The sequence below is a fragment of the Pelagibacterium flavum genome (assembly GCF_025854335.1).
GTDB lineage: Bacteria > Pseudomonadota > Alphaproteobacteria > Rhizobiales > Devosiaceae > Pelagibacterium > Pelagibacterium flavum.
In genome coordinates, this window is sequence record NZ_CP107716.1 from 2063907 (window position 1) to 2089181 (window position 25275).

Sequence of the window (25275 nt, forward strand, 5' to 3'; positions counted from 1 at the left end):
CCGCCCCGACATGCCGATATTGGCGTGAAGGCGGGCTTTGAACCCCGGCTTTCGGCGCTTCCGGTGCTCACGTATGTTTTTAGTCGTGCTGTCGAACCGAAAAAGTCTGCAACTTTTTCTGGCAGCACTCGGAACGTACGCTCCGCTCCGGTTCTCGAAAGCCAATGTTTGCGCCTCGCCTTGACGCCAATCGCGACATGTCGGTTTCCAGTCCCAATCATAGGTTCCTTCAGATGGATGTGTTTGCCCTTTTTGAAGGGCGCGTCACCGATGCGCTGATCGCGAGTTTTCCCGAGCTGGCCGATAACCGGGAGTTGCTGGCCCGCGTTGTTGTGGAGCCGCCGCGCGATGCCGCTCATGGAGATCTTTCGACCAACGCCGCCATGGTGGTGGCCAAGCCGCTGGGCAAGAACCCGCGCGAGGTCGCGGCGGCGATTTCCGAGCGGTTTGCGGGGGATGCCGACGTGGCTTCGGTCGAGATCGCCGGGCCGGGGTTCATCAATTTCCGGCTGCAGCAGAGCGTCTGGCACAAGGTGCTGTCATCGATTGCCGAGCTGGGCGACGATTTCGGGCGGGCTGATGTGGGGCAGGGCGAGAAGGTGAACGTTGAGTATGTTTCGGCCAACCCGACCGGGCCGATGCATGTCGGGCATACCCGCGGCGCCGTTTATGGCGACGCGCTGGCATCGCTTCTGGCCTATGCCGGATATGACGTTTCCAAGGAATACTACATCAACGACGCCGGCTCGCAGGTCGACACGCTGGCGCGGTCGGCCTTCCTGCGCTATCGCGAGGCGTTGGGGGAGACCATCGAAATTCCGGCCGGCTTCTATCCGGGCGATTATCTGATCCCCGTGGGTCAGGCACTGGTGGAAGAGTTCGGCAACAGGCTGCTGGACAAGCCCGAAGAGGCATGGCTGGCCCCGGTCAAGCAGCATGTGCTGGCGGCGATGCTCGAGCTGATCAGGGCCGATCTGAAAAAGCTCAATATCGAGCACGAAGTGTTCTTTTCCGAAAAGACACTGCATGGACCGGGGGGCGAGATCGAAAAGACGCTGGCCTGGCTGCGCGAGGAAGGTCTCGTTTATGAGGGGCGGCTCGAGCCGCCGAAGGGAAAGCTGCCCGATGATTGGGAAGACCGCGAACAGACCTTGTTCCGGGCCACCCAGTTTGGCGACGACGTGGACCGGGCGCTTGTCAAATCGGATGGCAGCTATACTTATTTTGCCGCCGACATCGCCTATCATCGCAACAAGGTGCTGCGGGGCTTTACCACGCTGATCGACGTTCTGGGCGCCGACCATGCGGGGTATGCCAAGCGCATCGAGGCCGCCGTGAAGGCCGTTTCGGGCGGCAAGGCATCGGCTGACGTGCGGTTCTGCCAACTGGTCAAGCTGTTGCGGAATGGCGAACCGGTGAAAATGAGCAAGCGTTCCGGCGACCTGGTGACACTTGCCGATGTTGTGGAGGAAGTGGGAGTCGACGCAACCCGCTTCATGATGCTGTTCCGGCGCAACGACGCGCCGCTCGATTTTGACTTTGCGCTGGTGAAAGAGCAGAGCAAGGACAATCCGGTTTTTTATGTGCAGTACGCGCATGCAAGGACGTTTTCGATTTTCCGCAATGCGGCGCGCGACCTGCCGGCTCTCGATACGTGCGAGTCGGCACTCGCTGGCGCCGATCTTTCATTGCTGTCGACTGCGGATGAAATCGAGCTGATCCGGTTGCTTGGGTCCTGGCCGCGGCAGGTTGCGGCAGCGGCGCGGGCGCACGAGCCGCATAGACTTGCGTTTTACTTGCACGAGCTGGCCGCGCAGTTCCACGCCTTCTGGGGCAAAGGCAAGGAAGACCCCAGCTTACGCTTTGTTAACGACGATGACCCGAAACTAACGCTTGCTCGACTCGCGCTTGTGGATGGCGTGCGCCGGGTTCTCGGTAGCGGCCTTGATCTTTTAGGCGTGAGTGCGCCGCAAGAGCTTTCATAATTACGGCGCATTGCTGTGAACAGTTCGGCGGATATGCTCGCAATCAAGGGCAAGTTAAAGCGAAAGACTTTCGGGGCACTGCTCTATGAACGACACCAAGCACAACCCGGCGAATGCGGGGCAGGACTCCGATGACCTGATCGCGGAGCTGGCGCGGCTTGTGGCGCAGGATGCCCGCGCGGCGGCTGCTCCGGCCAGCGCGTATAGGCGGGAGGAACCCCAGGTCCCCGCCCAGCCCGAACCCGAAGCCGGGCAGGAAGACTTTTACGAGGCCGAGCCCAGTTTCGGTGCGCCGCAGGAATTTTCCGCGCGGGACGAAAGCCATGCCGAACGTGACGAACGGGTTCCGGATTCCGGACAGAACGATACGATGCCGGCCTTCGATTTCGGGTTTGGCGCGGCCCAAGACGTCAGCGCGGACGATCAACAGGCATCCGGTGATCCGATTGCCGATCTGATTGCCGATGCGGAAGTTGCGACCTACGAGAGCGATTCTTTGCGGGACGAGGGCTGGAGCGGCCACGCTGACGGGGCGTCTGCCGAGCCCGAGCCTTCACATGGAAGCTATGGGCGCGCGAACGAGGATGTTTCCGGCGCCGCGCCGGTGGCACAGAAGCGTGATCCGCTTGGCGAGATCGAAGCCTTGATCGGCGAGGCGGCACGCGCCAATTCCGCCGATGCCGGACTGCCAGCCGGACGCCGGGTGAAATCGAGCTTTCTCGACGATTATGAAACAGATGCGGCCGTCGATGCCGCGGAATCGGCGATTCTGGCCGCTGCCGCCGCGACGGGAACGCCAGTGCGCCGCGTCCAGCCGGCAAACGATCCCGAAGACTGGCTGGTGGCGCCTGCGCCCCGCCAAATCGCAGAACGGCCAGAGCCAAGGCTGGAAGCGCAGCCGAGCCAGGAACAGTTCATTCCCGATCCGCTGTTTGCCGCGCCATCGACGCCACACCCCGAGACGCCGGCAGGTTCAGATTCGAATGAGTATGTCGATGAATACACCGACGAAGATTATGCCGAGGAAACCTATGCCGAGGAGCAGGTTTCACCGCGCCGTTCGCGTCGGGCGCTCGGCGGTCTGATTATCCCGGTCGCGGCCGGTGCGCTGATTTTTGCGCTGATCGGTGGGGTTTATTTCGCGTTCTTTTCGGGGCCGGGCGATCCGGGCGAAGCGCCGGTTCTGACCGCAGATGCCTCGCCGCTCAAGGAAGATGCGCCGGCATCACAGAATGATTCGACGGCAAGCGAGTCCGTTGTTTTCAGCGAAATCGAGGGCAACACCACGGCGCCGGAAGACGAAGAACTGGTGTCGCGCGATCAGACCAATGGCGCAAGCGGAGCGGAGGTTGCCGAAGTGCTGGCACCCGAGGAGGGCGAGACGGCGTTGGCCAATCGCCCGGTGCGCACGGTGACCGTACGGCCCGACGGCACGATCGTCCCGGCGACCGATAGCGTTGCTGGCTCGAACGTGTTGCCGGTGGAAAGGCCTGATGTGCCTGCTGTTCCCAACAGTACACTGACCTCCGATCCGATCGGGGAAGCGATTGCACTGGCCATGGCCGGGAGCGAAACCGCTGCTGAAGCCGGAGCCGAAGGTGCCGCTTCAGAGGCTGGTGCGGCCGTTGTGGACGCTGGCGTGACCGAGGCTGCAGATGAAGGCGTAACGGCGCCGGCAGAGACAGAAATTGCCGACGCGCCGCGTCCGATCCCGCGTCCTGCCGGGCTGACGGCGCAAACCGATACGACTACCGCGCCTGCCGCCGCTGCGGCGGCTCCGGTCACAGAGACCGTGGCGGCTGCCACGCCGGCCCAGACAACTCCAGCGCCTGCTGCCGCGACGCCGACGCCGACTTCAAATGTCGGCGCCTGGGTGCAATTGTCTTCGCAACGCAGCGAAGCGGACGCGCAGGCTGACATTCCCTCGCTGCAAGCGCGTTATGGGACGCTGTTCAACGGTGCGACGCCGGAGGTCAGCCAAGTCGATCTGGGCGAGCGCGGCATCTATTATCGGGTGCGGCTGCCGCAGCCCACGTTCGATCAGGCCAATTCGGTTTGTAGCGCGATCCAAGCGCAAGGCGGGGACTGTTTCGTGCTGAACAACTAAGTTGCGCGCGCAGTTAGGTGATGGTGGCCTGCAAATGGCAATTTTCTGCGCTTCCGGTGCTCACGTACCAAACGTACGCTCCGCTCCGGTTCTCGCAAATCGCCATTTTCGGCTCACCCTGACCTAACTGACCACACAACTTGGGTGGATCGTTCGTCGCGCCTTGACGAGACCGAGGGGAGTGGCAATGCTGCTCTCCTCTTTTGCTTTGCCAGCGGCGGGATATGGCCGAGACTTCTGATCCCTGGTTCAACGAGACACCCGAGCATGCGCAGACCGACGCTGTGCTGCATGTGGACGTGCGCGGGTATGAAGGTCCCATGGACCTTCTGCTTGACCTCGCGCGCAAGCAGAAGGTGGATCTTTCGGGCATTTCGGTGCTCGCGCTGGCCGAGCAGTATCTGGCGTTCATCGAAACGATCCGCCAGCAACGGATCGAGGTGGCGGCCGATTATCTGGTGATGGCGGCCTGGCTGGCGTATCTGAAAAGCCGGCTGATGGTGCCCCAACAGAGCGATGACGACGAGCCGAGTGGCGAGGAAATGGCCGCCCTGCTGCAGTTCCGGCTGGCGCGGCTCGAAGCGATGCGCGATGTGGCGGGACGGCTGCTCAATCGCTCGCGGCTGGGGCGCGACGTTTTTGCGCGCGGGATGCCCGAGCCGGTGTCGATTACCCGGCATGCGCTTTGGGAAGCGGATCTTTATCAATTGCTGCGGGCCTATGCGGCGCAGCGCGAACGCGGTATTCCGGCCGAATATTCACCCCATCAGCGGACGGTGTGGGGATTGCAGGAGGCGCGCGAGATTTTGGAGCGGTTGATCGGGCAGAGTTTTGAGTGGGTATCGCTCGATACCTATCTGGCGGACTATCTCGCTCGGCCCGAAGAACGGGCTACGGCGATGGCATCGAGCTTTACTGCATCACTTGAACTCGTGCGGCTGGGGCAGGTGGAATTGCGCCAGCAGGAGGCCTTTGCGCCATTGCTGATGCGCAGGCGGCAGGGGGACAAGCCGCAATGAGTGCAATGGAAAACGATGTTTCCGAACTGCACGAGCGCAATCTGCGCATCCTTGAGGCGCTGCTTTTTGCGTCCGCCGAGCCGGTTGACCTGCGCGATGTTCAGCCGTTCCTTTCCGATGGGGCCGATGTGGATGGCCTGATCGATGCGTTGCAGGCGCGATATGCGGGACGCGGCATCAATCTGGTGCAGCGCGGGTCGAAATGGGCGTTTCGCACGGCGGATGATCTCAATTTCCTGTTGCGGCGCGAGGAAACCGATACGCGGCCTCTGTCGCGGGCGGCGCTCGAGACGCTGGCGATCATCGCCTATCACCAGCCGGTGACGCGAGCGGAAATTGAGGAAGTGCGCGGGGTTTCGATCTCCAAGGGCACGCTTGATGTGCTCATGGAAGCGGGATGGGTGCGGATGCGGGGGCGGCGTCGGACGCCTGGGCGCCCGGTGACCTATGGCACGACGGAGGCGTTTCTGGATCATTTCGGGTTAGAGGGCCTGGGCGATCTGCCCGGGCTAGAGGAACTGAAAGGGGCGGGGCTGCTTTCGAGCCGCGTGCCGCCGAGCTTTCAGGTGCCCATGCCGTTCGATGGCGCGCTGCGCGATGACGAGGATCCGCTCGACCCGGACGATACCGGTGATGCCGAAACCGAGAGCGAAGATTGATCGGCCAGCTACAAGCTGCGACGATTATGGTCGAACAAGAGGGCACAGCATCCTTGTTTTCGCCGCCAATAATCAATATCTCTGGGCCAGACACATCTGCCGTTCGACCAGAGCGCCGAGCTGGCAATTAGGAGGTACACAATGAATCCCGGACCCTGGGGACTGCTGATTATCGCGATTGTCGTGCTGCTGCTTTTCGGGCGCGGCAAGATCTCCAGCCTGATGGGCGAAGTCGCAGGTGGCATCAAGGCCTTCCGCAAGGGCATGGCCGAAGACGATACCCCCGACGACAAGCCGACGGCCACGATCGACCAGAAGCCCGGTCAGGCTGAGCCGACGCTCAACCAGACCACGGAAGCTAAGACGCGCAAGGACGCGTAAAGCGCCTTTTCCGCACAGCTTTCAAACAAGGATAGATCAGCATGCTTGGGCTTGGCTGGAGCGAGATGCTCGTTATCGGCATCGTGTTGCTTGTCGTCGTCGGCCCGAAAGACCTGCCGATGATGATGCGCAATGTCGGGCGGATGATGGGCACCGTGCGGCGCATGGGCAATGATTTCCGCCGGGAGATCGACAAGGCCATCGCAGCCGATGAAATCGCCGAGGCCAAGAAGGCAATTTCCGACCCCCTCAAGCAGACCAGCGCAGAGATCAATCGCGAATTCAATTCGATCCGAAACGGCAAGGTGGAGCCGACCGGCAAGCTCAAGCCGCCCGAATCGGGCGAAGAGAGTGTCGTCGATGCGATCCACGCACAGGCCGGGATGGCGCCGTCGCGGGCTGAACCTTCCGCTGCTTCGGCGGCGTTGCGGGCCAAGGTGAGCGAGACGGTTGCCAAGCCTGCCAATGCGGCAACCACGGCGGCCGAACAGCCAGCGCCGCTTGCCGATGCGCCCAAGGGCAAGGTGAAGGCCGCGCCGCGTAAGGCTGTCACGGCAAAATCCAGCGAGACAGTGTCGGAAGCAGCGGCAAAGAGCGCAAAACCGGCAGCGAGCAAGGCTGCCCCCGCAAAGAAGGCCGCACCCAAGCGGGCGCCAAGCAAGGCCGCGGCCAAGCCGGCGGCAAAATTGACTGCGAAGACGACAGCTCGCAACGAAGCGGAAGCGCAACCCAAGTCCGCGGCCAAGCCGCGTGCGAGCGCCAGCAAGACGACATCTAAAAAGACGACGCCGGCGCGCAAGAAGGCCACTGCGGAAACGGGCGGCGAACAATGACCCAGGCGCAAGAAAAAATCGCGGGCTCCTCGCCCAAGGAAGATGAACTCAAGGCCAGCGAAGCGCCGCTGATCGAGCATCTGACGGAGCTGCGCACACGACTGATCTATTCGATCATCGCGCTGGCGGTGTTGTTTATCCTGTGCTTTTTCGTTGCCGACCAGATTTACGGCTTTTTGCTTGGCCCATTCGTTGCGGCGGCAGGGAGCCCAGAGGCGGTGCGCCTGATCTATACGGCGCCGCAGGAATTTTTCTTCACAAAGCTGTCGGTAGCGCTGTTTTCGGCAATCTTCCTGGCGTTTCCGATTATCGCTTCACAAATCTATGCCTTCGTGGCGCCGGGGCTCTACAAGAACGAGCGGCTGGCCTTCCTGCCTTATCTGGTGGCCACGCCGATCTGCTTTCTGGTGGGTGCGGCGCTGGTCTATTACGGCGTTATGCCGCTGGCGCTCGGGTTCTTCCTGGGGATGCAACAGACCGATCCTTCTGGTGTCACCATCGAGATGGTAACGCGGGTTTCGGAATATCTGAGCTTGATCATGACGCTGCTGCTGGCGTTCGGCGTTTGCTTTCAGCTGCCGGTTATTCTGACTCTTCTGGCCCAGATAGGGCTGATCGGCGTCGACAACCTCAAGAAGTGGCGGAAATATGCCGTCGTGGCGATTATTATTATCGCTGCGTTTCTTACGCCGCCCGATCCGATTTCCCAGATCGGCCTCGCGGTGCCGTTGCTGCTGCTTTATGAGCTTTCGGTCTTTGCGGTGCGCATTGTCGAAAAACGGCGGCTGAAACGCGAAGCGGAACTGGCCAAGGATTTGGGAACCTAACCGGTCCTTGAGTTTGACGCCGCGCTCGGCTAGGCACTGTCCGTATCTTTTTTCCAGCGGATCAGCCCAAAATGTTCGACATCAAGTGGATCAGTGCAAATCCTGAGGCGTTCGACGCCGCGCTCAAGACGCGCGGGATGGAGCCGGTCTCCGCATCCCTGGTTGCGCTCGATGATGAGCGGCGCGCGGTCGTGGCCGAGCTCAATGCGGTGCAGGAGAAGCGCAACGCATCCTCGAAACTGATCGGGCAGGCCAAGGCGCAAAAGGACGAGGCACGGGCGCAGGAATTGATGGCCGAGGTGTCAGGTCTCAAGGACAAGCTGGGCGAACTCGAAGCGCGCGAGAAGGCGCTGACCGAGGAAATTCGGGCGGCGCTTTCGGTGATCCCGAACCTGCCCGCCGAGGGCGTGCCGGTGGGTGCGGACGAGAACGACAACGTTCCCTATTTCCGGGCCAATGAATCCGAAGCGACCCGGCCGGCCAAGCCCAGCCTGGGTTTTGCGCCCAAGGAGCATTACGAACTCGGTGAAGCGATGGGCGGGATGGATTTCGAAACCGCTGCCAAGCTTTCGGGCAGCCGGTTCGTGGTGCTCAAGGGGCAGATCGCACGGCTGGAGCGGGCGATTGGGCAGTTCATGATCGATCTGCATGTGGATCAGCATGGGTACACCGAAGTGCAGCCGCCCTATCTGGTTCGGGACGAGGCGCTGTTTGGTACCAACCAGCTTCCGAAATTCGAGGAAGATCTGTTCTTTGCTCCGCATGGGGACGGGCGGTTGGCACTGATCCCCACCGCCGAGGTGCCGCTGACAAATTTCGTGCGCGAGTCGATCCTTCCTGAAGATGAACTGCCGCTGCGGTTTACGGCGCTGACGCCGTGCTTCCGGTCGGAAGCGGGGTCGGCGGGGCGGGATACGCGGGGCATGCTGCGCCAGCACCAGTTCAACAAGGTCGAGATGGTGTCGATCACGACGCCGGACAAATCGGCCGAAGAGCATGAGCGGATGCTGGCGTGTGCGGAAGAAGTGCTCAAGCGGCTGGGCATCCATTACCGCGTCATGCAGTTGTGTACCGGCGATATGGGGTTCGGGGCGCGGCGGACCTATGACATCGAGGCGTGGCTGCCGGGGCAGGATACTTATCGCGAGATTTCTTCGGTTTCGGTGTGCGGGGATTTCCAGGCGCGGCGCATGGATGCGCGCTATCGCGACGCGAATGGCAAGCCGCAATTCGTCCACACGCTGAACGGATCTGGCGTTGCCGTGGGGCGGGCGCTGATCGCGGTGATGGAAAACTACCAGAACGAAGACGGGTCGGTGACGATTCCCGAGGTGTTGCGTCCCTATATGGGCGGGATCGAAAAGATCGGCGGATGAAAGCCAACCCGCGCATTTTGCTGACCAATGACGATGGCGTGGATGCGCCGGGACTTGCCGTGCTGCTCGGCATCGCCAAGGCGCTTTCCGACGATGTGTGGGTGGTGGCTCCAGCCAATAACCAGAGCGGCACCGGGCATCGGATGACTTTCGGTTACGAGATCGAGATCGAGGCGCGGGGCGAGCGGATATTTTCGCTCGACGGCACGCCTGCCGATTGCGTGGTGGCGGGAATTACCCATGTGCTCAAGGACAAGCGGCCCGATATCGTTCTGTCCGGGGTCAATCGCGGGCAGAATCTGGGTGATATCATGCATTGCTCGGGGACGGCCGCCGGGGCGCGGGAGGGGGCGCTGCATGGCGCCATAGGGATCGCTTTGAGCCAGGCCATGGATTATGACCATGGGCACGATGAGATCGACTGGGCGCCTGCCGAGGAGCTGGGCGCGCAAACCATTCGGTCCATCCTGGACGTTGCGGGCGCGCGCGATACCTATTTCAACGTCAATTTTCCGATCTGCGCGCCTCATGAGGTGAGCGGCATCAGGCTGGTGCCGCACCAGCGATTCGCGCATTCGCCGTTCGAATTGTACGCCAGCGACAATCCGGGCAAGCATTTCGTGACGATTCTCAGCACGCCCAAGCCTCTGGACGCCGGCTCGGATTTCCATATCCTGCATGAAGACAAGGCGATTACGGTGACCCCGCTCATGCTGCAGCAGACCGATATGGAGTTCGTCCAACGCCATGAGGGGCGTTTGCCCTTCACGGGCTCCGGGCGCGGGTGAGCGGCGGGGCGGCGGCGTGACCGATTACTGGGAAGCGCGGGCCGGATTGATCCTGAACCTTCGCCAGCTCGGCGTGACCGACCCGGAAATCCTGCGCGCTTTCGAGACCGTTCCGCACGAGAAATTCGTGCCCGAGGATTTCGGCGAGTACGCCTATCGCGAATCCTCGCTTCCCATTGAATGCGGGCAATCGATCACCGCGCCGGGGCTGCTGGCGCAATTGCTGGTGCCACTCGCGCCGCAGGGCACCAACAAGGTGCTGGAGGTGGGGACCGGATCGGGCTATTCGGCGGCGCTGCTCTCGCGGATGGCAAGGCGCGTGTTCTCGATCGAAAAGTACAGGGTTCTGGCCAGCAATGCGCAGACCCGCTGGCAGGCTCTGGGCTATACCAACATCATCGGACTCAACGAGGATGGGCTTTTGGGCCTTGAACAGCAGGCGCCGTTTGAGCGTATCCTTTTGACCGGGTCGGTAGTCGAGGTACCCGAAGATCTGGTCGAGCAGCTCGGCGATGGGGGAATTGCCGTGATGGCGGTTGGCGCGCCGTCAGACAGACAGGCGATTTTACGCATCGAGCGTGCCGATGACAGTTTCATCGAAACCGAAATGGGCACGGTGCGGCTGGCGCCTCTCAGCCCCGGACGATCGCGCGGCGTATAACTTCGCGCAATGCCAGCGCCTTTAAGCTCGTCTTTACCTTAACAAGTCTACTCTAACTTCCATTGAGTAGACGAGTTGACAGGCACTTCCCATGACCTTGAGCGTAACGGGTTCCAATCTGCGCAGCGCCGGCTCTGCACTTGCCATGAGTGTTGCTGCCCTTGTGTTGGCAGGGTGTTCCTCGATGGGTTCATTCGGAGGCGATCCCACGGTTACCGGATCAACCTCGCGGATGGGTGGTGCCGCAGTGGGCCAGGCGATGCCGGCGTATCTGCCCCCAGCCAATATCGGTGGCGGGGCAGTTGGTGTTGCCAATACCGGGCCGGTCCTGATCGACCGGACGACCGCTTCGCCGGTCGGCACGCAGTCGGCAGTCGTCTCCCAGGATCTTCCCGCTTTGCAGCCGTCGTCAGTAACGAGTACCCAAGCCATGCCTGCACAAACAGCCGCAGTATCCTCTCCGTCGCCAACTCCTTCCCAACCTACACAATCGAGTTCGCCGCAGCTCGGTGTGGTGCAGGGCGATACCTACAAGCACACCATCGCTTCGGGTGAATCGCTTTACACGATCGCCCGCCGCTACGACGTGAGCGCGACGGACATCATCGCCGCGAACAACATCACTTCACCCGACAAGATCGTTGTCGGGCAGAGTCTTGTCATTCCGGGACGTCCCGATCTTCTGGCCCAGCGCGGGCAGACCCAGCAGGTTGCCGCAGTTTCGGGCAGTCAGACGCTGGCAACGCCTTCGAGCACTCCGGCCAACTCCCAGACCGCCACGCCCGCCCCGGCTGCCCAGCCCGCGCCTGAGCCGACCACTCAGGTCGCGGCAGCGCCAACGCAGCAGCCGACCCCCGCGGCGACCGCCTCGGTAACCAGCGACAAGTTCCGCTGGCCGCTTTCAGGTCGGGTCATTACAGATTTTGCTGCTTCGCGCGGCACCGGCATCAACATCGAAGCGCCGGAAGGCACATCGGTGCGCGCTGCCGAAAACGGCGAAGTGATTTATGTCGGCAACGCTGTCGAGGGCTATGGCAATCTGGTGCTGGTCAAGCACGCCAACGGCTTTGTTTCGGCCTATGCGCACCTCAGCACGATCGGCGTGGTCAAGGGCGACACCATCTCGCGCGGCGATGCCATCGGCACAGTGGGTATGACCGGATCGGTCAGCCGGCCCCAGCTTCATTTCGAGCTGCGCAAGGGTGCGACGCCGGTCGATCCGATGCCGCTGCTCGCGGGCTAAGCAGTTTCAAGAATACTGGTAGGCAATGCTCCTTGTTGGGGCCGGTCCAGGAGGGCCGGCCCTTTCGCATCTTAGAGCGGTTCAGTCATTGATTGAATCGGTTGGGGATTCCCGAGTTCGGGATTTTGTGATTCAAGATGTCGGCTGGGAAGGAGGCCAGCATCTGATGACAGCACCTCTATCCAATGATCTTCGCGAGCGTGTCGTTGGTGCGATCGAGACCGGTGAGAGCTGCCGGTCTGTCGCGGCCCGCTTTGGTGTTGCCGTTTCCTCGGCGGTGAAGTGGCATCAGCGCTACCGGGCTACGGGCTCGGTGGAGCCCGGCAAGATGGGTGGGCACCGCAAGCGCATTCTCGACCCTCACCGATCATTCATCGTTGAGCGCATTGACCAGAGACCGCATCTGACGCTGCACGGACTGAAGGAGGAGCTGGCGGCGCGCGGGGTGAAGGTGTCGCACGATACGGTGTGGAAATTCCTGCGCCGTGAGGGGCTTCGTTTCAAAAAAAACACTGTTCGCCCTTGAGCATGCTCGTGCCGACATAGCCCGGCGGCGACGGCGCTGGCGGTCTTTTCAGGCGGATCTCGATCCCCGGCGGCTGGTGTTCATTGATGAGACATGGATCAAGACCAACATGGCGCCGCTGCGTGGCTGGGGGCAGAAGGGCAAACGCCTGCGTGGTTTTGCCCCGCATGGTCACTGGCGCACGCTCACCTTCTTGGCCGCATTGCGCTGCGACCGGCTGACGGCGCCTTGCGTGTTCGACGGGCCGATCAATGGTCAGTGCTTCCGCGCCTATGTCGAGCAGCAACTCGTGCCGGTGCTGGAACCTGGCGATATCGTCGTCATGGACAATCTCGGCAGCCACAAGGCCGCAGCCATTCGCCAAGCCATCAAGGCCGCCGGTGCCAGGCTCTGGTTCCTGCCGCCCTATTCGCCCGACCTCAACCCGATCGAGCAGGCCTTCGCCAAGATCAAGCATTGGATGCGCCAAGCCCAAATGCGCACCCTTGAGGATACATGGCGTCACGTCGGCCACCTCATCTCAAACATCAGCCAAGACGAATGCGCAAATTATCTCGAAAATGCAGGATACGCTTCTGTTAAAAACTGAAAGGCTCTAGAGCATTTCAGCGCTTCAATTGCTCTAGGTCTTTGTTTTGTCGCGTGTCCGAACCGATAAAGTGGCATCCACTTTATCTGGACACGCTCTAGGAGATCGATTTGCCCTTGATGCCCGCCAGGTGGCGAACGAACTGGATGGCGACGCGGCCCGAGCGGGATCCGCGAGTCGCCGACCATTCGATCGCCAGAGCACGCAGTTCGTCTTCACCGACTTCGATCCCGTAATGGGCGACATAGTTACGCACCATGGCGAGATAGGTGTCCTGGTCGCAATTATGGAAGCCGAGCCAGAGGCCAAAACGGTCGGAGAGCGAGACCTTTTCCTCGACCGCTTCGCTGGGATTGATGGCCGTAGAGCGTTCGTTTTCGATCATGTCACGCGGCATCAGGTGCCGGCGGTTGGACGTGGCGTAGAACAAGGTATTGGCCGGACGGCCCTCGAGTCCACCGTCAAGGACGGACTTGAGGGCTTTGTAGCTCGACTCATCGCGGTCGAAACTGAGGTCATCGCAGTAGATGATGTAGCGCTCGGGGCGGTCCACGAGGAAGCGCAGAAGCACGGGCAGGGTGGCGATGTCCTCGCGGGCCATCTCGATGAGGATGAGGCGGGAAAGCCCTGGCTCGCCTGAGCTTTCGATGTAACCGTGGATCGCCTTGACCATAGAGGACTTGCCCATGCCTCGGGCGCCCCAGAGCAGCGCGTTGTTGGCGCCATGGCCACGGGCGAAGGCGAGCGTGTTCTCCAACAGGATGTCGCGCAGGTGGGCCACGCCTTCGAGCAGGTCGAGCGGGATTCGATTGACATTGCGCACGGGGCGCAGGATGTGGTCGGCGCCGTCCCAGAGATAGGCGTTGATGCCATCCTCGATCCGGGCGGTCGCTTCGGTGGTTCCGGCCATGGTGTCGAGCGTGCGCGCGATCTTTTCGAGCGACGCTGAAATGGCCGAAAGCTTGTCTGTATTTTCCACTGGAGAATAGTCCCTGAAAGTGCCCGATAGGCTTTGCCTTTCGCCGGGCCCGCTAGTATAGTCCGCGCGATTTTTTGGGAGGAAATTACCTGCCCAAAACCGCAAGCGTCCCTATATGGGACAATCAGTCCTGCTTTGACAAGCAGACCGCTACGGAGTGCCTTAATGTTCGTTACGCCAGCCTTTGCCCAGGGTGCAGCAGCACCCTCCGGGATGGACTTTATTTCCAGCTTTATTCCCATCATCCTGCTTATCGCCATTTTCTGGTTCCTTATCTTCCGTCCGCAGCAGAAGCGGATGAAAGCCCATCAGGCCATGCTGGCGGCCGTCAAGCGTGGCGACACCGTCGTCACCAATGGTGGCGTCGTTGGTAAGGTGACTAAGGCCGTCGACGGCGAAGACCTGGAAGTCGAGATTGCCCAGGGCGTCAAGATTAAGGTCGTGCGGACCATGATTTCCGATGTGCGGACAAAGTCCGAGCCGGTCAACGACAACAAATAGTCGATTGATTTATCCGCGGGCCCTGCGCCTTGCGGACGCGAACCGGTAGCGCCGGCGTGCCTTGATTGGCAACGCCGGCGCTATAGATCATTTAAAAACGAAGGTTTCCCATGAAGATCCCGCCATTCCGGACCATCGCCGTTCTTCTGGTGACGCTGCTCAGCGTCCTGGCGGTCTTGCCGAATTTCCTCAGCGAGCAGACCAAGGCCGGAATGCCGGACTGGCTGCCAAGCCAGGAAATCGTGCTCGGTCTCGATCTGCAGGGCGGGTCGCATCTTTTGTTGCAGGTCAACCGCGACGACATCGTCGAGGGCCGGATCAGCGACATCAGGCGCGATGCGCGCGCCACGTTGATCGAGGCCGGAATCGGGAGCCTGATTACGACTGACGGCGCGACGCTCAATGTTGAATTGACCGATCCCAGCCAGCTTGATGCAGCACGAGAGGCGCTTGAGCCCCTTGCACAACCGGTCGAGGGCGGAATTTTCGGGGGCGGGACATCGACGCCGGAGATAGAAATTGGCACGTCGGGTGGTCGTATCCTGATCACTCTGACCGAGGACGCCATTGCCAGCCGCATGTCCTCGCTCGTGGCTCAATCGCTCGAGGTGATCCGCAGCCGTATCGACGAGGTGGGAACCACCGAGCCGATCATCCAGCGGCAGGGCGACGATCGGATTTTGGTACAGGTGCCCGGCTTTGGCGATTCCGAGCGCCTCAAGGATCTCATCAGCCAGACAGCGCGTCTGACCTTCCATCTCGTCTATCCTTCGATGAGCGCTGCGCAGGCCCAGGCGCAAGGGCTGCCGGCAGGCACGATGATCGTGCCCAGCACCGATGGGTTCGACGAGTTGCTGTATGAAGACGTGGCCATTGGCGGCGAGGAACTGGTGGATGCCCAGCCCGCGTTCGACCAGAACAGCCAGCCGGTCGTCTCATTCCGGTTCAACACCCAGGGCGCAATCACGTTCGGTGAAATCACCTCGGAGAATGTCGGGCGCCGCTTCGCCATCGTGCTCGACGGGCAGGTGATAACCGCGCCGACGATCCAGCAACCGATTACCGGTGGTACGGGACAGATTTCGGGCAATTTCACCTCCGAATCGGCGAGCGATCTTGCGGTTCTGCTGCGGGCCGGCGCGCTTCCAGCTACGCTCGATGTGGTTGAAGAACGCACCGTGGGCCCGAGCCTGGGGGCAGATTCGATCAATGCTGGTGTGACCGCCGGCCTCATCGGCACGGCGGGCGTGGTGCTGTTCATGCTGGCGGCCTACGGGCTGTTCGGGGTGTTTGCCAATATCGCGCTGGTGCTCAATATCGGCATGATCCTTGCGGCGCTTTCGACGCTGGGCGCGACGCTCACGCTTCCGGGTATCGCCGGCATCGTGCTTACGGTGGGTATGGCGGTCGATTCCAACGTGCTGATTTTCGAGCGCATACGCGAAGAGCTTGGCGCGGGGCGATCTCCGTTCCAGGCAATCGATGCGGGCTTCAAGCGGGCGATGACGACAATCATCGACGCCAATGTCACCACGCTGATCGCCGCCGTGGTGCTGTTTTTCCTTGGCTCGGGGCCTGTGCAGGGTTTTGCCGTGACGCTGGCGATCGGTGTGCTGACCACGATGTTCACAGCTTATCTGGTGACCCAGCTTCTGGTGACGACGTGGTTCTCGAACCGGCGGCCCAAGACACTCAAGGTCAACATTCTCGAGCGTTTCCTGCCGCTCGAGCCCAAGCTGCCTTTCATGAGCTGGCGCAAGTTCGGCTTTGCCTTCACACTTGTTCTGCTGGTCAGCACAGTGGCGCTGGAAGCTACGCGCGGGCTCAATCTGGGCATCGACTTTACCGGCGGCAGCGCCATTGAATTGCAGGCCAATGACGGCGAAGCCGATATCGGCGATCTCCGCGCCCGGCTCGGCGATCTGGGGATCGGCGAAGTGCAGGTCCAGGAGTTCGGCTCGCCGTCGGACGTGCTGGTGCGCATCGGCACGCAGGACGGTGACGAAACTGCCCAGCAGGTAGCGGTGCAGCAGGTGACCGACGCGGTTTCCGAGGATTACGAGGTCCGGCGCACCGAGGCGGTGAGCGGTACCGTTTCGTCCGAACTGGCCTTCAACGGCATCGTGGGCATATTGGTCGCCATGGTGGGTATCGTGATCTATGTGTGGTTGCGGTTCGAATGGCAGTTCAGCGTCGGCGCCATTCTGGCGCTGGTTCACGATGTCATTCTGACTGTCGGGCTGTTTGCGTTGCTGCAGCTTGAGTTCAATCTTTCGAGTATCGCGGCCGTGCTGACAGTGATCGGCTATTCGCTGAACGATACGGTTGTGATCTACGACCGGATTCGCGAGAATCTGGCGAAATACAAGCGGATCAGCTTGTCTGAAATCATCAACATGTCGCTCAACCAGACGCTTACGCGGACCATCCTGACCGGCGGTACGACGGCGCTGGCGCTGATCGCGCTGGTGATTTTCGGCGGTGAAGTGATTCGCAGCTTCACGCTGGCCATGGCATGGGGCGTGTTTGTGGGCACATATTCCTCGATCTTCGTTTCAGCGCCGATACTGCTCTATCTGGGCGTCAAGACGCGCGCGGAAACCGAAGCGGATGATAAGCCCAAGCCTGAGCGCCGCGCCGACGGCGCCGCGGTTTAGCGCCCGTGACCTGGGAAGCAGGTCAGGGGCACTATCCCTATCAGGCGACGATCGACGCCTATGGCGATGGCGGGTTCCGATTCGCGGAAATGTCGCACAAGGGCTCGCTGATCTGTCTGCCTTCGGGGATGTACGCCTGGGAAGCACGGGCCGCCGAGGACGTGACTCTTGCGTCCCTCGCGCGGGTCATCGAGACGGCGGACAGCATCGATGTGCTGCTGATCGGCATGGGGCCAGACATTGCGGCAATCTCGCCCGATATACGGGAAACGCTGCGTGCGAAGGGTGTTATTGTCGAGGCGGTTTCGACCGGAAGTGCCATTCGGACCTATAACGTGCTGCTGGCCGAAAACCGGGCGGTTGGCGCCGCACTGATCAGCGTCGAAAAGGCCCGCTAGATGAGTGATAGCTTTGCGCTTGCGGCGGACCAGTTGCGCGAGCTCGACCGGGATCGCTACGCTGCGAGCCTCGTCATCCCCGCCGCACACCGCTCGGCGGTGCAGTCGATCTTTGCCTTTTCCGCTGAGATTGCCGCTGTTCGCGAGCGGGTTTCAGAGCCGGTGCCGGGAGAAATCCGGCTGCAGTGGTGGGTCGATGCCATTGAGGGCGAAGGACACGGGGCCATCGCCAGCAATCCGGTGGCGGATGCGCTTTTCAGGACACTCGAGCGGTATGAACTGCCCAGCGGGCCGCTGCTGCGGCTGCTGGCGGCGCGACGGTTCGACCTCTATCACGATCCCATGCCTGACATCGGCCAGTTCGAAGGCTATGCGGGCGAGACGGTTTCCGTGTTGTTCCAATACGCGGCGATGATTCTTGCGGGTGGACCGGTGGACCAGGCTGCTGACGCTGCCGGGCATCTGGGCGTTGCGCAGGCGTTGGTGGGCCACGTTCGGGCCTTTGGCTACAATGCGTCGCGCGGCCAGCTTTTTCTGCCGCTGGCGCTGTTTACAGCGCACGGGGTGCGCGAGGCCGATATTTACGCCGGAAAGGACAGCGAGGGGTTGCGTGCGGCGTTGGCACAGGCGGGCGAACTGGCGCAGACGCATGCCGAAAAGGCGGCACTCGCGATAGCGGGACTGGATGCGGGCATCAGACCGGCTTTTGCGAGTCTGGCGTTGGTCAAGGCGGACATCCGCGGTCTGGGCCGGCAGATCGACCAGCCCTTAACAGCACTCCCGCCGCCATCGGCTTTTAGTCGACTGGCCGCGACAATCTGGTGGGCGTTGCGGAACGCTCGCTGAGGCTTAGAGCCAGCCAGCCAGATCCTCGAGCGCGCGGGTGGTGAAGGCCTTTTTCTTGGCTTTTGCCTTGTCAGGACCGCGCCAGCGGCCTTTCAGGCCCTCGGGCTTTTTGATCTCCACGGGCGGGAACAGGCCGAAATTGACGTTCATGGGCTGGAAGCTGCGGGCGCCGGAGTAGGATTCGGCTTCGAGATGGCCGCCAGTGATGTGGCCGATCAGCGCGCCGAAAGCCGTGGTGACGGGCGGCAGAGCAGGTGTTTCGCCCTTGGCCTCGGCGGCCGAGAGGCGGCCGCAGATGAGCCCCATGGCGGCGCTTTCCACATAGCCTTCGACGCCCGTCACCTGACCGGCGAACCGCAGGCGCGGGTCTGCCTTGAGCTTGAGGTCCGGCCGCAGGACCTTTGGCGAATTGAGGAACGTGTTGCGGTGCAGCCCGCCGAGCCGTGCGAATTGGGCGTTTTCGAGCCCAGGGATCATACGGAAGATTTCGGTTTGCACGCCGTAGCGCATCTTGGTCTGGAAGCCGACCATATTCCAGAGCGTGCCCAGCGCGTTGTCCTGGCGAAGCTGGATCACTGCATAGGGCTTGGTTTCCGGATCGCGCGGATTGGTGAGCCCGACCGGTTTCATAGGGCCAAAGCGCAGGGTTTCGCGGCCGCGCTCGGCCATCACCTCGATAGGCAGGCAGCCATCGAAATAGGGGACGATCTCCCAATCCTTGAACTCGTGCAGGGGGGCGGCGAGCAGCGCGTCGATGAAGGCATTGTACTGCTCCTCGGTCATCGGGCAGTTGAGATAGTCGGCGCCGGTGCCGGCCGGGCCCGGCTTGTCATAGCGCGATTGGGCCCAGACGATATCGAGGTCGATGCTGTCATAGTGGATGATGGGGGCGATAGCGTCGAAAAAGGCCAGCGAATCCTCACCAGTCAACTCCTGGATGGCAGCGGCGAGGGCAGGCGAGGTCAGCGGGCCGGTGGCCACGATGACATTGTCCCATTCGGCGGGCGGCAGGCCGGCAACCTCCTCGCGGGCGATGGTGATGTGGGGATGGGCTTCGAGCGCCTCGGTAACTTGCTGGGAGAAGCCATCGCGATCGACCGCCAATGCGCCGCCGGCGGGCAGGGCGCATTTGTCGGCGCAGGACATGATGAGCGAGCCGGCTCGGCGCATTTCCTCATGCAGCAGGCCAACAGCGTTGTGTTCGTGATCGTCGGAGCGGAAACTGTTCGAGCACACCAGTTCGGCAAAGCCATCTGTGTGGTGCGCGTCGGTGGGTTTGACCGGGCGCATTTCGTGCAGCACCACGTCGACACCGGCTTGGGCCGCCTGCCAAGCTGCTTCCGACCCGGCCAGGCCGCCGCCGATCACATGAATTTTCGCCATGACACCATCCGTTTATAGAGTTGGGATGGCTATAGACGAAAAGCGCGCGGCAATCCAAGACTGCCGCGCGCTGCGTTTGGTCACAGGTGTTTGAGTCAGGCGGCGCGGCGCTCGTGCCGGCCCTCATTGATCTCCTCGGCGATCTTTTCGCAGAAGGCGTCGAGGTCGCCGGGATTGCGGCTGGTGACGAGGCCCTGATCGGTGGCGACGGGGCTGTCTTCCCATTGCGCGCCGGCGTTGATGACGTCGGTCTTGACCGAAGGGTAGGACGTCATCTTGCGGCCCTTTGCGATGCCGGTTTCGACAAGCAGCCAGGGGGCGTGGCAGATAGCGGCGACGACCTTCTTGTCGGTCCAGAATTTGGTGATGAAATCGATGGCCTTTTGTTCAACCCGCAGCAGGTCGGGGTTGATCTGGCCGCCGGGGAGGACGATGGCGTCGTAATCGTCGGCGGAGACGCTGTCGAGCGTTTTGTCGACGTCGACGGCGCGGCCCCAGTCGTCCTTGTCCCAGCCCTTGATCTGACCGGATTCGAGCGAGACCACGTGAACGGTTGCGCCGGCCTCGCGAAGCTTGTCGCGTGGGACTTCGAGTTCGGATTGTTCGAAGCCGTTGGTGGCAAGAATTGCGATGGATTTGCCTTGCAGGTTTTGCATGACTTTCCCTTTCTTTTTTGGAGAAGAGGGAACGGGCTCAGGCTGTCCGATGTTCCTTGGCGCTAACCCGGGCAAAAGAAAAAAGGGCGCTCCGTTTGGGGGCGCCCTTCAGATATGGTCGTTTATTATGTAGCCGGCGCGATTACAACGCGCTGGCATGGTCGCGAGCAATGCGCTGGATGTCCGAGCGGGCGATGCCGAGATCGCTCAGTTCGCGGTTGCCGAGGGCATTGAGTTCACGAACCGTCTGCTGGTAGGCCGACCAACGCTTGAAAGTCTTGCGAATGTCCATTTTATTCTCCTTTCGTCTTACGCCCCTTAGCTAATGAGAATCGGGACATATGTGCAGAGGCTGATTGTTCATTGCCGCCTTGCATGTTCTGCATGACTATTGGGCGGATGATTCAGCCTTGCTTAACAAATGAGCTTTTGATGACAGATCTGATACTTTGGGGGCGGGCAAGCTCGGCCAATCTGCAAAAAGCGCGCTGGGCGCTCGAGGAGACCGGCGTACCGTTCGAATTGCGGGAAGTGGGCGGCCGGTTCGGCGGGTTGGGTACGCCGGAATTCGGGGCAATGAACCCCAACCGGCTGGTGCCAGTCCTTCAGCACGGGGATTTGACGCTTTGGGAGAGCCACGCTGTGGTGCGCTACGTGGCGGCGGCTTTTGGGGGCGCGGATTTATGGCCCATCGATCCGAAAGACCGCGCGCCCATCGATCAGTGGACGGACTGGACGGCTACGACGTTTCAACGGGGGTGGATACCGCTTTTCTGGCAATTGGTTCGTACACCGCCTGAAAACCACGACACAAAGGCGATCGCCGCGGCGCTCAAGGACACTGTGGCGGCGCTGCAGATCATGAATGGGCAATTGGAAAGAACCGATTATCTGGCCGGTGATGAATTCAGTTATGCCGATATCGTTGCCGGTGTTTCGCTTTACCGCCTGACGACCATGGAGATCGATTTGCCACCACTTCCCGGGGTCGAAGCCTGGCATAAGCGGCTCAAGAGCCGGCCCGCGTTCGAAAAGACGGTCTGTATCTCCTATGAGGAGTTGCGAGGGCGTTCGGTCCATTGAATCAAAAAAGGCATCCTGGTCAAGGATGCCTTTTTCGTGTTCGGACGTTGGAGGTCGCCTGAAGCTTAAAGCTGGCTGGCATGATCGCGTGCGATGCGTTCGATATCGCCGCGGGTGATGCCGAGGTCGGTCAGTTCACGGTTGCCGAGCGAGTTGAGTTCGCGAACCGTCTGCTGGTAGGCCGACCACTTCTGCAAAGTCTTACGAATACCCATGTGATGTTCCTTTCGTTTCGATGACCCTGATATAGGCCTCTAAAGACGACTCTTGCACTAGGGTTTTGGTCATTTCGGCCATGCAGTTTTCGCATGGCTGGCGCGGAGGAAATGACGAGCGGCGCTCCGAGGTGTCGGAGCGCCGCTCTTGGTTTTGTCTTGCCGGACCGACCGCTTGTTTCGAAGGGGCTAAGCCCTTGCATTGTAACACTTCCGAACAGGATAAGTGGTTTCCACTTATCCTGAAAGCGCTCTAATCGTGGCGATCGAAAAGGCCCTTGGTCATCTTGGCGAAATCCCGAACCGGGATTTCCAGATCCTCGCAACCACGCCGGGGAACGGGGGCTAATCGGCGCAGGCTTCTCGGGTCTGTGCCAAGGGGCTTCGATTGCTTCCAGGCGATACGGACGAACATGGAATCCTCCATGCAGGCTGTTTGCACCTTCAAAGCATAGGCACGAATCATGACGATCCGTTATCGGGCCAAGCGCACGCCGCCCCTGCATGGGACGCATGGCACCGGCCGCTGCGCCCGAGCCTATTGGGCCGCAGTCATGCGCAGGGGACGACGCTCCATGATTTCCTTGAGGAAGTGGCCGGTGTGTGAACGGGGACTTTCGGCGACCTGCTCGGGGGTGCCGACCGCGACGATTTCGCCGCCGCCATCGCCGCCTTCGGGCCCAAGGTCGATGATCCAGTCGGCCGTCTTGATCACTTCAAGATTGTGTTCGATGACGATGACCGTGTTTCCCGTATCGACAAGCTGCTGGAGCACGTCGAGCAGCTTGGCGACGTCATGGAAGTGCAGGCCGGTCGTGGGCTCGTCGAGCACGTAAAGCGTGCGGCCGGTGGCGCGCTTGGACAATTCCTTTGCCAGCTTGACGCGCTGCGCCTCGCCACCCGAAAGGGTTGTCGCCTGCTGGCCGATCTTGACATAGCCTAGCCCGACGCGCTGGAGCGTGACGAGCTTGTCGCGGATGACAGGCACTGCGGAGAAGAACTCGGCCCCTTCATCGACCGTCATGTCGAGAACGTCGGAAATCGACTTGCCCTTGAACTGGACTTCGAGGGTTTCGCGATTGTAGCGATGGCCCTTGCAGACATCGCAGGTCACGTAAACGTCGGGCAGGAAGTGCATTTCGATCTTGATCACGCCATCGCCCTGGCACGCCTCGCAGCGGCCGCCCTTGACGTTGAACGAGAAACGCCCCGGGCCGTAACCGCGCGCCTTGGATTCGGGCATGTTGGCGAACCACTCGCGGATGTGGGTGAAGGCACCGGTGTAGGTGGCCGGGTTGGAGCGCGGGGTGCGCCCGATTGGGCTCTGGTCGATGTCGATGACCTTGTCGAGCAGTTCGAGGCCTGTGAGGCTCTCGTGGGGCGCTGGGTGCACCCGCGCGCCGTTGAGGCGGCGGGCGATGGCCTGATAGAGCGTATCGACGGTCAGAGTGGACTTCCCGCCGCCCGAGACGCCGGTTATGGCCACGAACATGCCGAGCGGGATATCGACCGAGACATTTTTCAAATTATTGCCGGTTGCGCCCTTGAGCGAGAGCTGGCGGCCCTTCTTGGCCTTGCGGCGCTCGGCGGGAACGGGGATGCCCATGCGGCCCGACAGATATTGTCCGGTCAGGCTGTCGGGGTGCGAGAGAATATCTTCGGGGGTGCCCTGAGCGATGATCTGGCCACCATGCACACCGGCGCCCGGCCCGATATCGAGGACATGATCGGCGGTGAGGATGGCGTCTTCGTCATGCTCGACCACGATGACGGTGTTGCCCAAGTCGCGCAGGCGGCGCAGCGTATCGAGCAGGCGCGCATTGTCGCGCTGGTGCAGGCCGATAGAAGGCTCATCGAGCACGTAAAGCACGCCGGTGAGCCCCGAGCCGATCTGGCTGGCAAGGCGGATACGTTGGCTTTCACCGCCCGAAAGCGAGCCGGAATTGCGCGAGAGCGTCAGATATTGCAGCCCGACGTCGTTAAGGAAGGCCAGCCGGTCGCGGATTTCCTTGAGAATACGTTCGCCGATTGCCGACTGGGTCGCGTTGAGATGGGCGGGTAGATCAGAAAACCACTCGGCTGCGCCCTTGATGGACAATTCCGAGACCTGACCGATGTGGCAGCCATGGATCTTGACCGCCAGAGCCTCGGGCTTCAGGCGATAGCCATTGCAGGCCGGGCAGGGGGCTGCTGACATGTAGCGCTCGATATCCTCCCGAGCCGCCGAGGATTCGGTTTCCCGATAGCGGCGCTCGAGGTTGCCGATGACACCTTCGAATGGCTTCTGGGTCGAATATTTGCGCAGGCCGTCGTCATAGACGAATTCGATCTTGGTCTTGTCGGTGCCAAACAGGATGGCGTGCTGGACCTCGAAGGGCAGATCCTGCCAAGCGGTGCCTGTCGATGCCTTGAAGTGCCGCGTGACGGCCTGAAGGGTTTGCAGATAATAGGGCGAAGAGGTTTTCGACCACGGCTGGACGGCGCCGTCGCGCAACGACAGCGAGGCGTCAGGGATCACGAGATCAGGATCTATCTTGGCCTCTGTGCCAAGGCCGGAACAGACCGGGCAGGCGCCGAAGGGGTTGTTGAACGAGAACAGGCGCGGCTCGATTTCCGCAATGGTAAAGCCAGACACCGGGCAGGCGAATTTTTCCGAGAATGTCAGGCGTTTGGGGCTGCCGTCTTCCTCGGTCTGGTCGGCATATTCGGTCAGCGCAATGCCGTCGGCCAGACGCAGCGCGGTCTCGAAACTTTCCGCAAGGCGGCCGGCGATATCGGCATTGACGACGACGCGATCGACGACGACTTCGATGTCGTGCTTGAGCTTCTTGTCGAGTGCGGGGGCTTCCTCGATTTCGTAAAACGCGCCGTCGATCTTGACGCGCTGGAAGCCCTTTTTCATCAGCTCGGCGAGTTCCTTGCGGTACTCGCCCTTGCGACCGCGCACGATGGGGGCCAGCAAATAGAGGCGGGTGCCTTCCTCGAGCGCCATGACCTTGTCGACCATCTGGGAGACGGTCTGGCTCTCAATGGGAAGCCCGGTGGCCGGAGAATAGGGAATGCCAACGCGAGCGAACAGCAAGCGGAGATAATCGTAGATTTCAGTAACCGTGCCGACGGTCGAGCGCGGATTGCGCGATGTGGTTTTCTGCTCGATGGAAATGGCCGGAGAAAGCCCTTCGATGCTTTCCACATCGGGCTTTTGCATCATTTCGAGAAACTGGCGCGCATAGGCCGAAAGGCTTTCGACGTAGCGGCGCTGGCCTTCGGCATAGATGGTATCGAAGGCAAGCGAAGATTTGCCCGAGCCCGAAAGCCCTGTCATCACGATCAGCTTGTCGCGGGGCAGGCGAACGTCGATATTTTTTAGGTTGTGCTCCTTGGCACCCCGGATGACGATGTCGCGATTGGGATTGGAAATGTCATTCATGGGCGAATATCCAAGGATAGCGGCCGGTCAGTGCCGACACAAACGTCTTAACGGGCGCGGGAGGCGTCCGGTTCACTTAAGCACAACTCCGCCCGCCTGCAAGGTCGGCTCATGCACAGCAGCAATGTCTTGG

Annotated in this window: 23 protein-coding genes; 17 read left to right on the plus strand and 6 right to left on the minus strand. The window is 61.3% G+C overall.

The window, feature by feature from the left end:
• The first annotated feature begins 233 nt into the window (after positions 1-233).
• The 12 genes from argS to OF122_RS10370 all read left to right on the plus strand — a co-directional run bounded on the left by argS (position 234) and on the right by OF122_RS10370 (position 12994).
• Positions 234-1985, plus strand: coding sequence for an arginine--tRNA ligase (gene argS / locus OF122_RS10315; protein WP_264227645.1), 1752 nt, complete (start codon positions 234-236; stop codon positions 1983-1985).
• Positions 1986-2070: 85 nt separating this feature from the next.
• Positions 2071-4092, plus strand: coding sequence for an SPOR domain-containing protein (locus OF122_RS10320; RefSeq protein ID WP_264224172.1), 2022 nt, complete (start codon positions 2071-2073; stop codon positions 4090-4092).
• Between the two features lie 224 nt (positions 4093-4316).
• Entirely contained in the window at positions 4317-5111 is a 795-nt protein-coding gene (locus tag OF122_RS10325; protein ID WP_264224173.1) for a segregation and condensation protein A, read from the plus strand.
• Complete coding sequence (gene scpB / locus OF122_RS10330; RefSeq protein WP_264224174.1) at positions 5108-5770, plus strand: SMC-Scp complex subunit ScpB; 663 nt, start codon at positions 5108-5110, stop codon at positions 5768-5770. The genes OF122_RS10325 and scpB overlap by 4 nt, the downstream gene beginning before the upstream one ends.
• A gap of 141 nt (positions 5771-5911) precedes the next feature.
• Positions 5912-6151, plus strand: coding sequence for a twin-arginine translocase TatA/TatE family subunit (tatA, locus tag OF122_RS10335; RefSeq protein WP_264224175.1), 240 nt, complete (start codon positions 5912-5914; stop codon positions 6149-6151).
• Positions 6152-6192: 41 nt separating this feature from the next.
• A complete protein-coding gene (gene tatB / locus OF122_RS10340; protein ID WP_264224176.1) occupies positions 6193-6984 on the plus strand; it encodes a Sec-independent protein translocase protein TatB in 792 nt (263 codons plus the stop codon).
• A complete protein-coding gene (gene tatC / locus OF122_RS10345; protein WP_264224177.1) occupies positions 6981-7811 on the plus strand; it encodes a twin-arginine translocase subunit TatC in 831 nt (276 codons plus the stop codon). The genes tatB and tatC overlap by 4 nt, the downstream gene beginning before the upstream one ends.
• A 71-nt stretch (positions 7812-7882) precedes the next feature.
• Complete coding sequence (serS, locus tag OF122_RS10350) at positions 7883-9187, plus strand: serine--tRNA ligase (RefSeq protein WP_264224178.1); 1305 nt, start codon at positions 7883-7885, stop codon at positions 9185-9187.
• Positions 9184-9975 (plus strand): 5'/3'-nucleotidase SurE, encoded by a 792-nt coding sequence (gene surE / locus OF122_RS10355; RefSeq protein WP_264224179.1) that lies wholly within the window; start codon positions 9184-9186, stop codon positions 9973-9975. Before serS ends, surE begins: the two co-directional genes overlap by 4 nt.
• A 16-nt stretch (positions 9976-9991) precedes the next feature.
• Complete coding sequence (locus OF122_RS10360) at positions 9992-10636, plus strand: protein-L-isoaspartate(D-aspartate) O-methyltransferase (RefSeq protein ID WP_264224180.1); 645 nt, start codon at positions 9992-9994, stop codon at positions 10634-10636.
• 91 nt (positions 10637-10727) lie between these two features.
• The gene (locus OF122_RS10365; protein ID WP_264224181.1) at positions 10728-11879 is read left to right on the plus strand and encodes a M23 family metallopeptidase; all 1152 of its coding nucleotides are present in this window, start codon (positions 10728-10730) and stop codon (positions 11877-11879) included.
• 166 nt (positions 11880-12045) lie between these two features.
• A protein-coding gene (locus OF122_RS10370; protein WP_264224182.1) for an IS630 family transposase occupies positions 12046-12994 on the plus strand; the annotation gives its coding sequence in 2 pieces (ribosomal slippage) (positions 12046-12381 and positions 12383-12994; 948 coding nt in all).
• Positions 12995-13091: 97 nt separating this feature from the next.
• Here the strand turns inward: OF122_RS10370 and OF122_RS10375 are convergent.
• Positions 13092-13973, minus strand: coding sequence for an ATP-binding protein (locus OF122_RS10375; protein ID WP_264224183.1), 882 nt, complete (start codon positions 13971-13973; stop codon positions 13092-13094).
• 165 nt (positions 13974-14138) lie between these two features.
• Between OF122_RS10375 and yajC the strand changes: the two genes are divergently transcribed.
• The 4 genes from yajC (at position 14139) to OF122_RS10395 (ending at position 18375) form a co-directional block, all read left to right on the plus strand.
• On the plus strand, positions 14139-14474 hold the full coding sequence (gene yajC, locus OF122_RS10380) for a preprotein translocase subunit YajC (RefSeq protein WP_264224184.1): 336 nt from the start codon (positions 14139-14141) through the stop codon (positions 14472-14474).
• Positions 14475-14584: 110 nt separating this feature from the next.
• Positions 14585-17131, plus strand: a complete 2547-nt coding sequence (secD, locus tag OF122_RS10385; protein ID WP_264224185.1) for a protein translocase subunit SecD — start codon at positions 14585-14587, stop codon at positions 17129-17131.
• Between the two features lie 5 nt (positions 17132-17136).
• Positions 17137-17529, plus strand: a complete 393-nt coding sequence (locus tag OF122_RS10390) for an Mth938-like domain-containing protein (protein WP_264224186.1) — start codon at positions 17137-17139, stop codon at positions 17527-17529.
• A complete protein-coding gene (locus tag OF122_RS10395; protein WP_264224187.1) occupies positions 17530-18375 on the plus strand; it encodes a phytoene/squalene synthase family protein in 846 nt (281 codons plus the stop codon).
• A gap of 3 nt (positions 18376-18378) precedes the next feature.
• Here OF122_RS10395 and trmFO read toward each other — a convergent pair whose 3' ends face one another.
• The 3 genes from trmFO to OF122_RS10410 all read right to left on the minus strand — a co-directional run bounded on the left by trmFO (position 18379) and on the right by OF122_RS10410 (position 20706).
• On the minus strand, positions 18379-19758 hold the full coding sequence (trmFO, locus tag OF122_RS10400; protein ID WP_264224188.1) for a methylenetetrahydrofolate--tRNA-(uracil(54)-C(5))-methyltransferase (FADH(2)-oxidizing) TrmFO: 1380 nt from the start codon (positions 19756-19758) through the stop codon (positions 18379-18381).
• Positions 19759-19853: 95 nt separating this feature from the next.
• The gene (locus OF122_RS10405; RefSeq protein ID WP_264224189.1) at positions 19854-20414 is read right to left on the minus strand and encodes a type 1 glutamine amidotransferase domain-containing protein; all 561 of its coding nucleotides are present in this window, start codon (positions 20412-20414) and stop codon (positions 19854-19856) included.
• A 142-nt stretch (positions 20415-20556) separates the two neighbouring features.
• Entirely contained in the window at positions 20557-20706 is a 150-nt protein-coding gene (locus tag OF122_RS10410) for a DUF1127 domain-containing protein (RefSeq protein ID WP_014130631.1), read from the minus strand.
• Positions 20707-20846: 140 nt separating this feature from the next.
• On the opposite strand from OF122_RS10410, the gene OF122_RS10415 reads away from it, so the two are divergent.
• Positions 20847-21497 (plus strand): glutathione S-transferase family protein, encoded by a 651-nt coding sequence (locus OF122_RS10415; protein ID WP_264224190.1) that lies wholly within the window; start codon positions 20847-20849, stop codon positions 21495-21497.
• 65 nt (positions 21498-21562) lie between these two features.
• Here the strand turns inward: OF122_RS10415 and OF122_RS10420 are convergent, their stop codons facing one another.
• Complete coding sequence (locus OF122_RS10420; protein WP_014130629.1) at positions 21563-21712, minus strand: DUF1127 domain-containing protein; 150 nt, start codon at positions 21710-21712, stop codon at positions 21563-21565.
• A gap of 538 nt (positions 21713-22250) precedes the next feature.
• The gene (gene uvrA, locus OF122_RS10425; protein WP_264224191.1) at positions 22251-25142 is read right to left on the minus strand and encodes an excinuclease ABC subunit UvrA; all 2892 of its coding nucleotides are present in this window, start codon (positions 25140-25142) and stop codon (positions 22251-22253) included.
• Positions 25143-25275 lie beyond the last annotated feature (133 nt).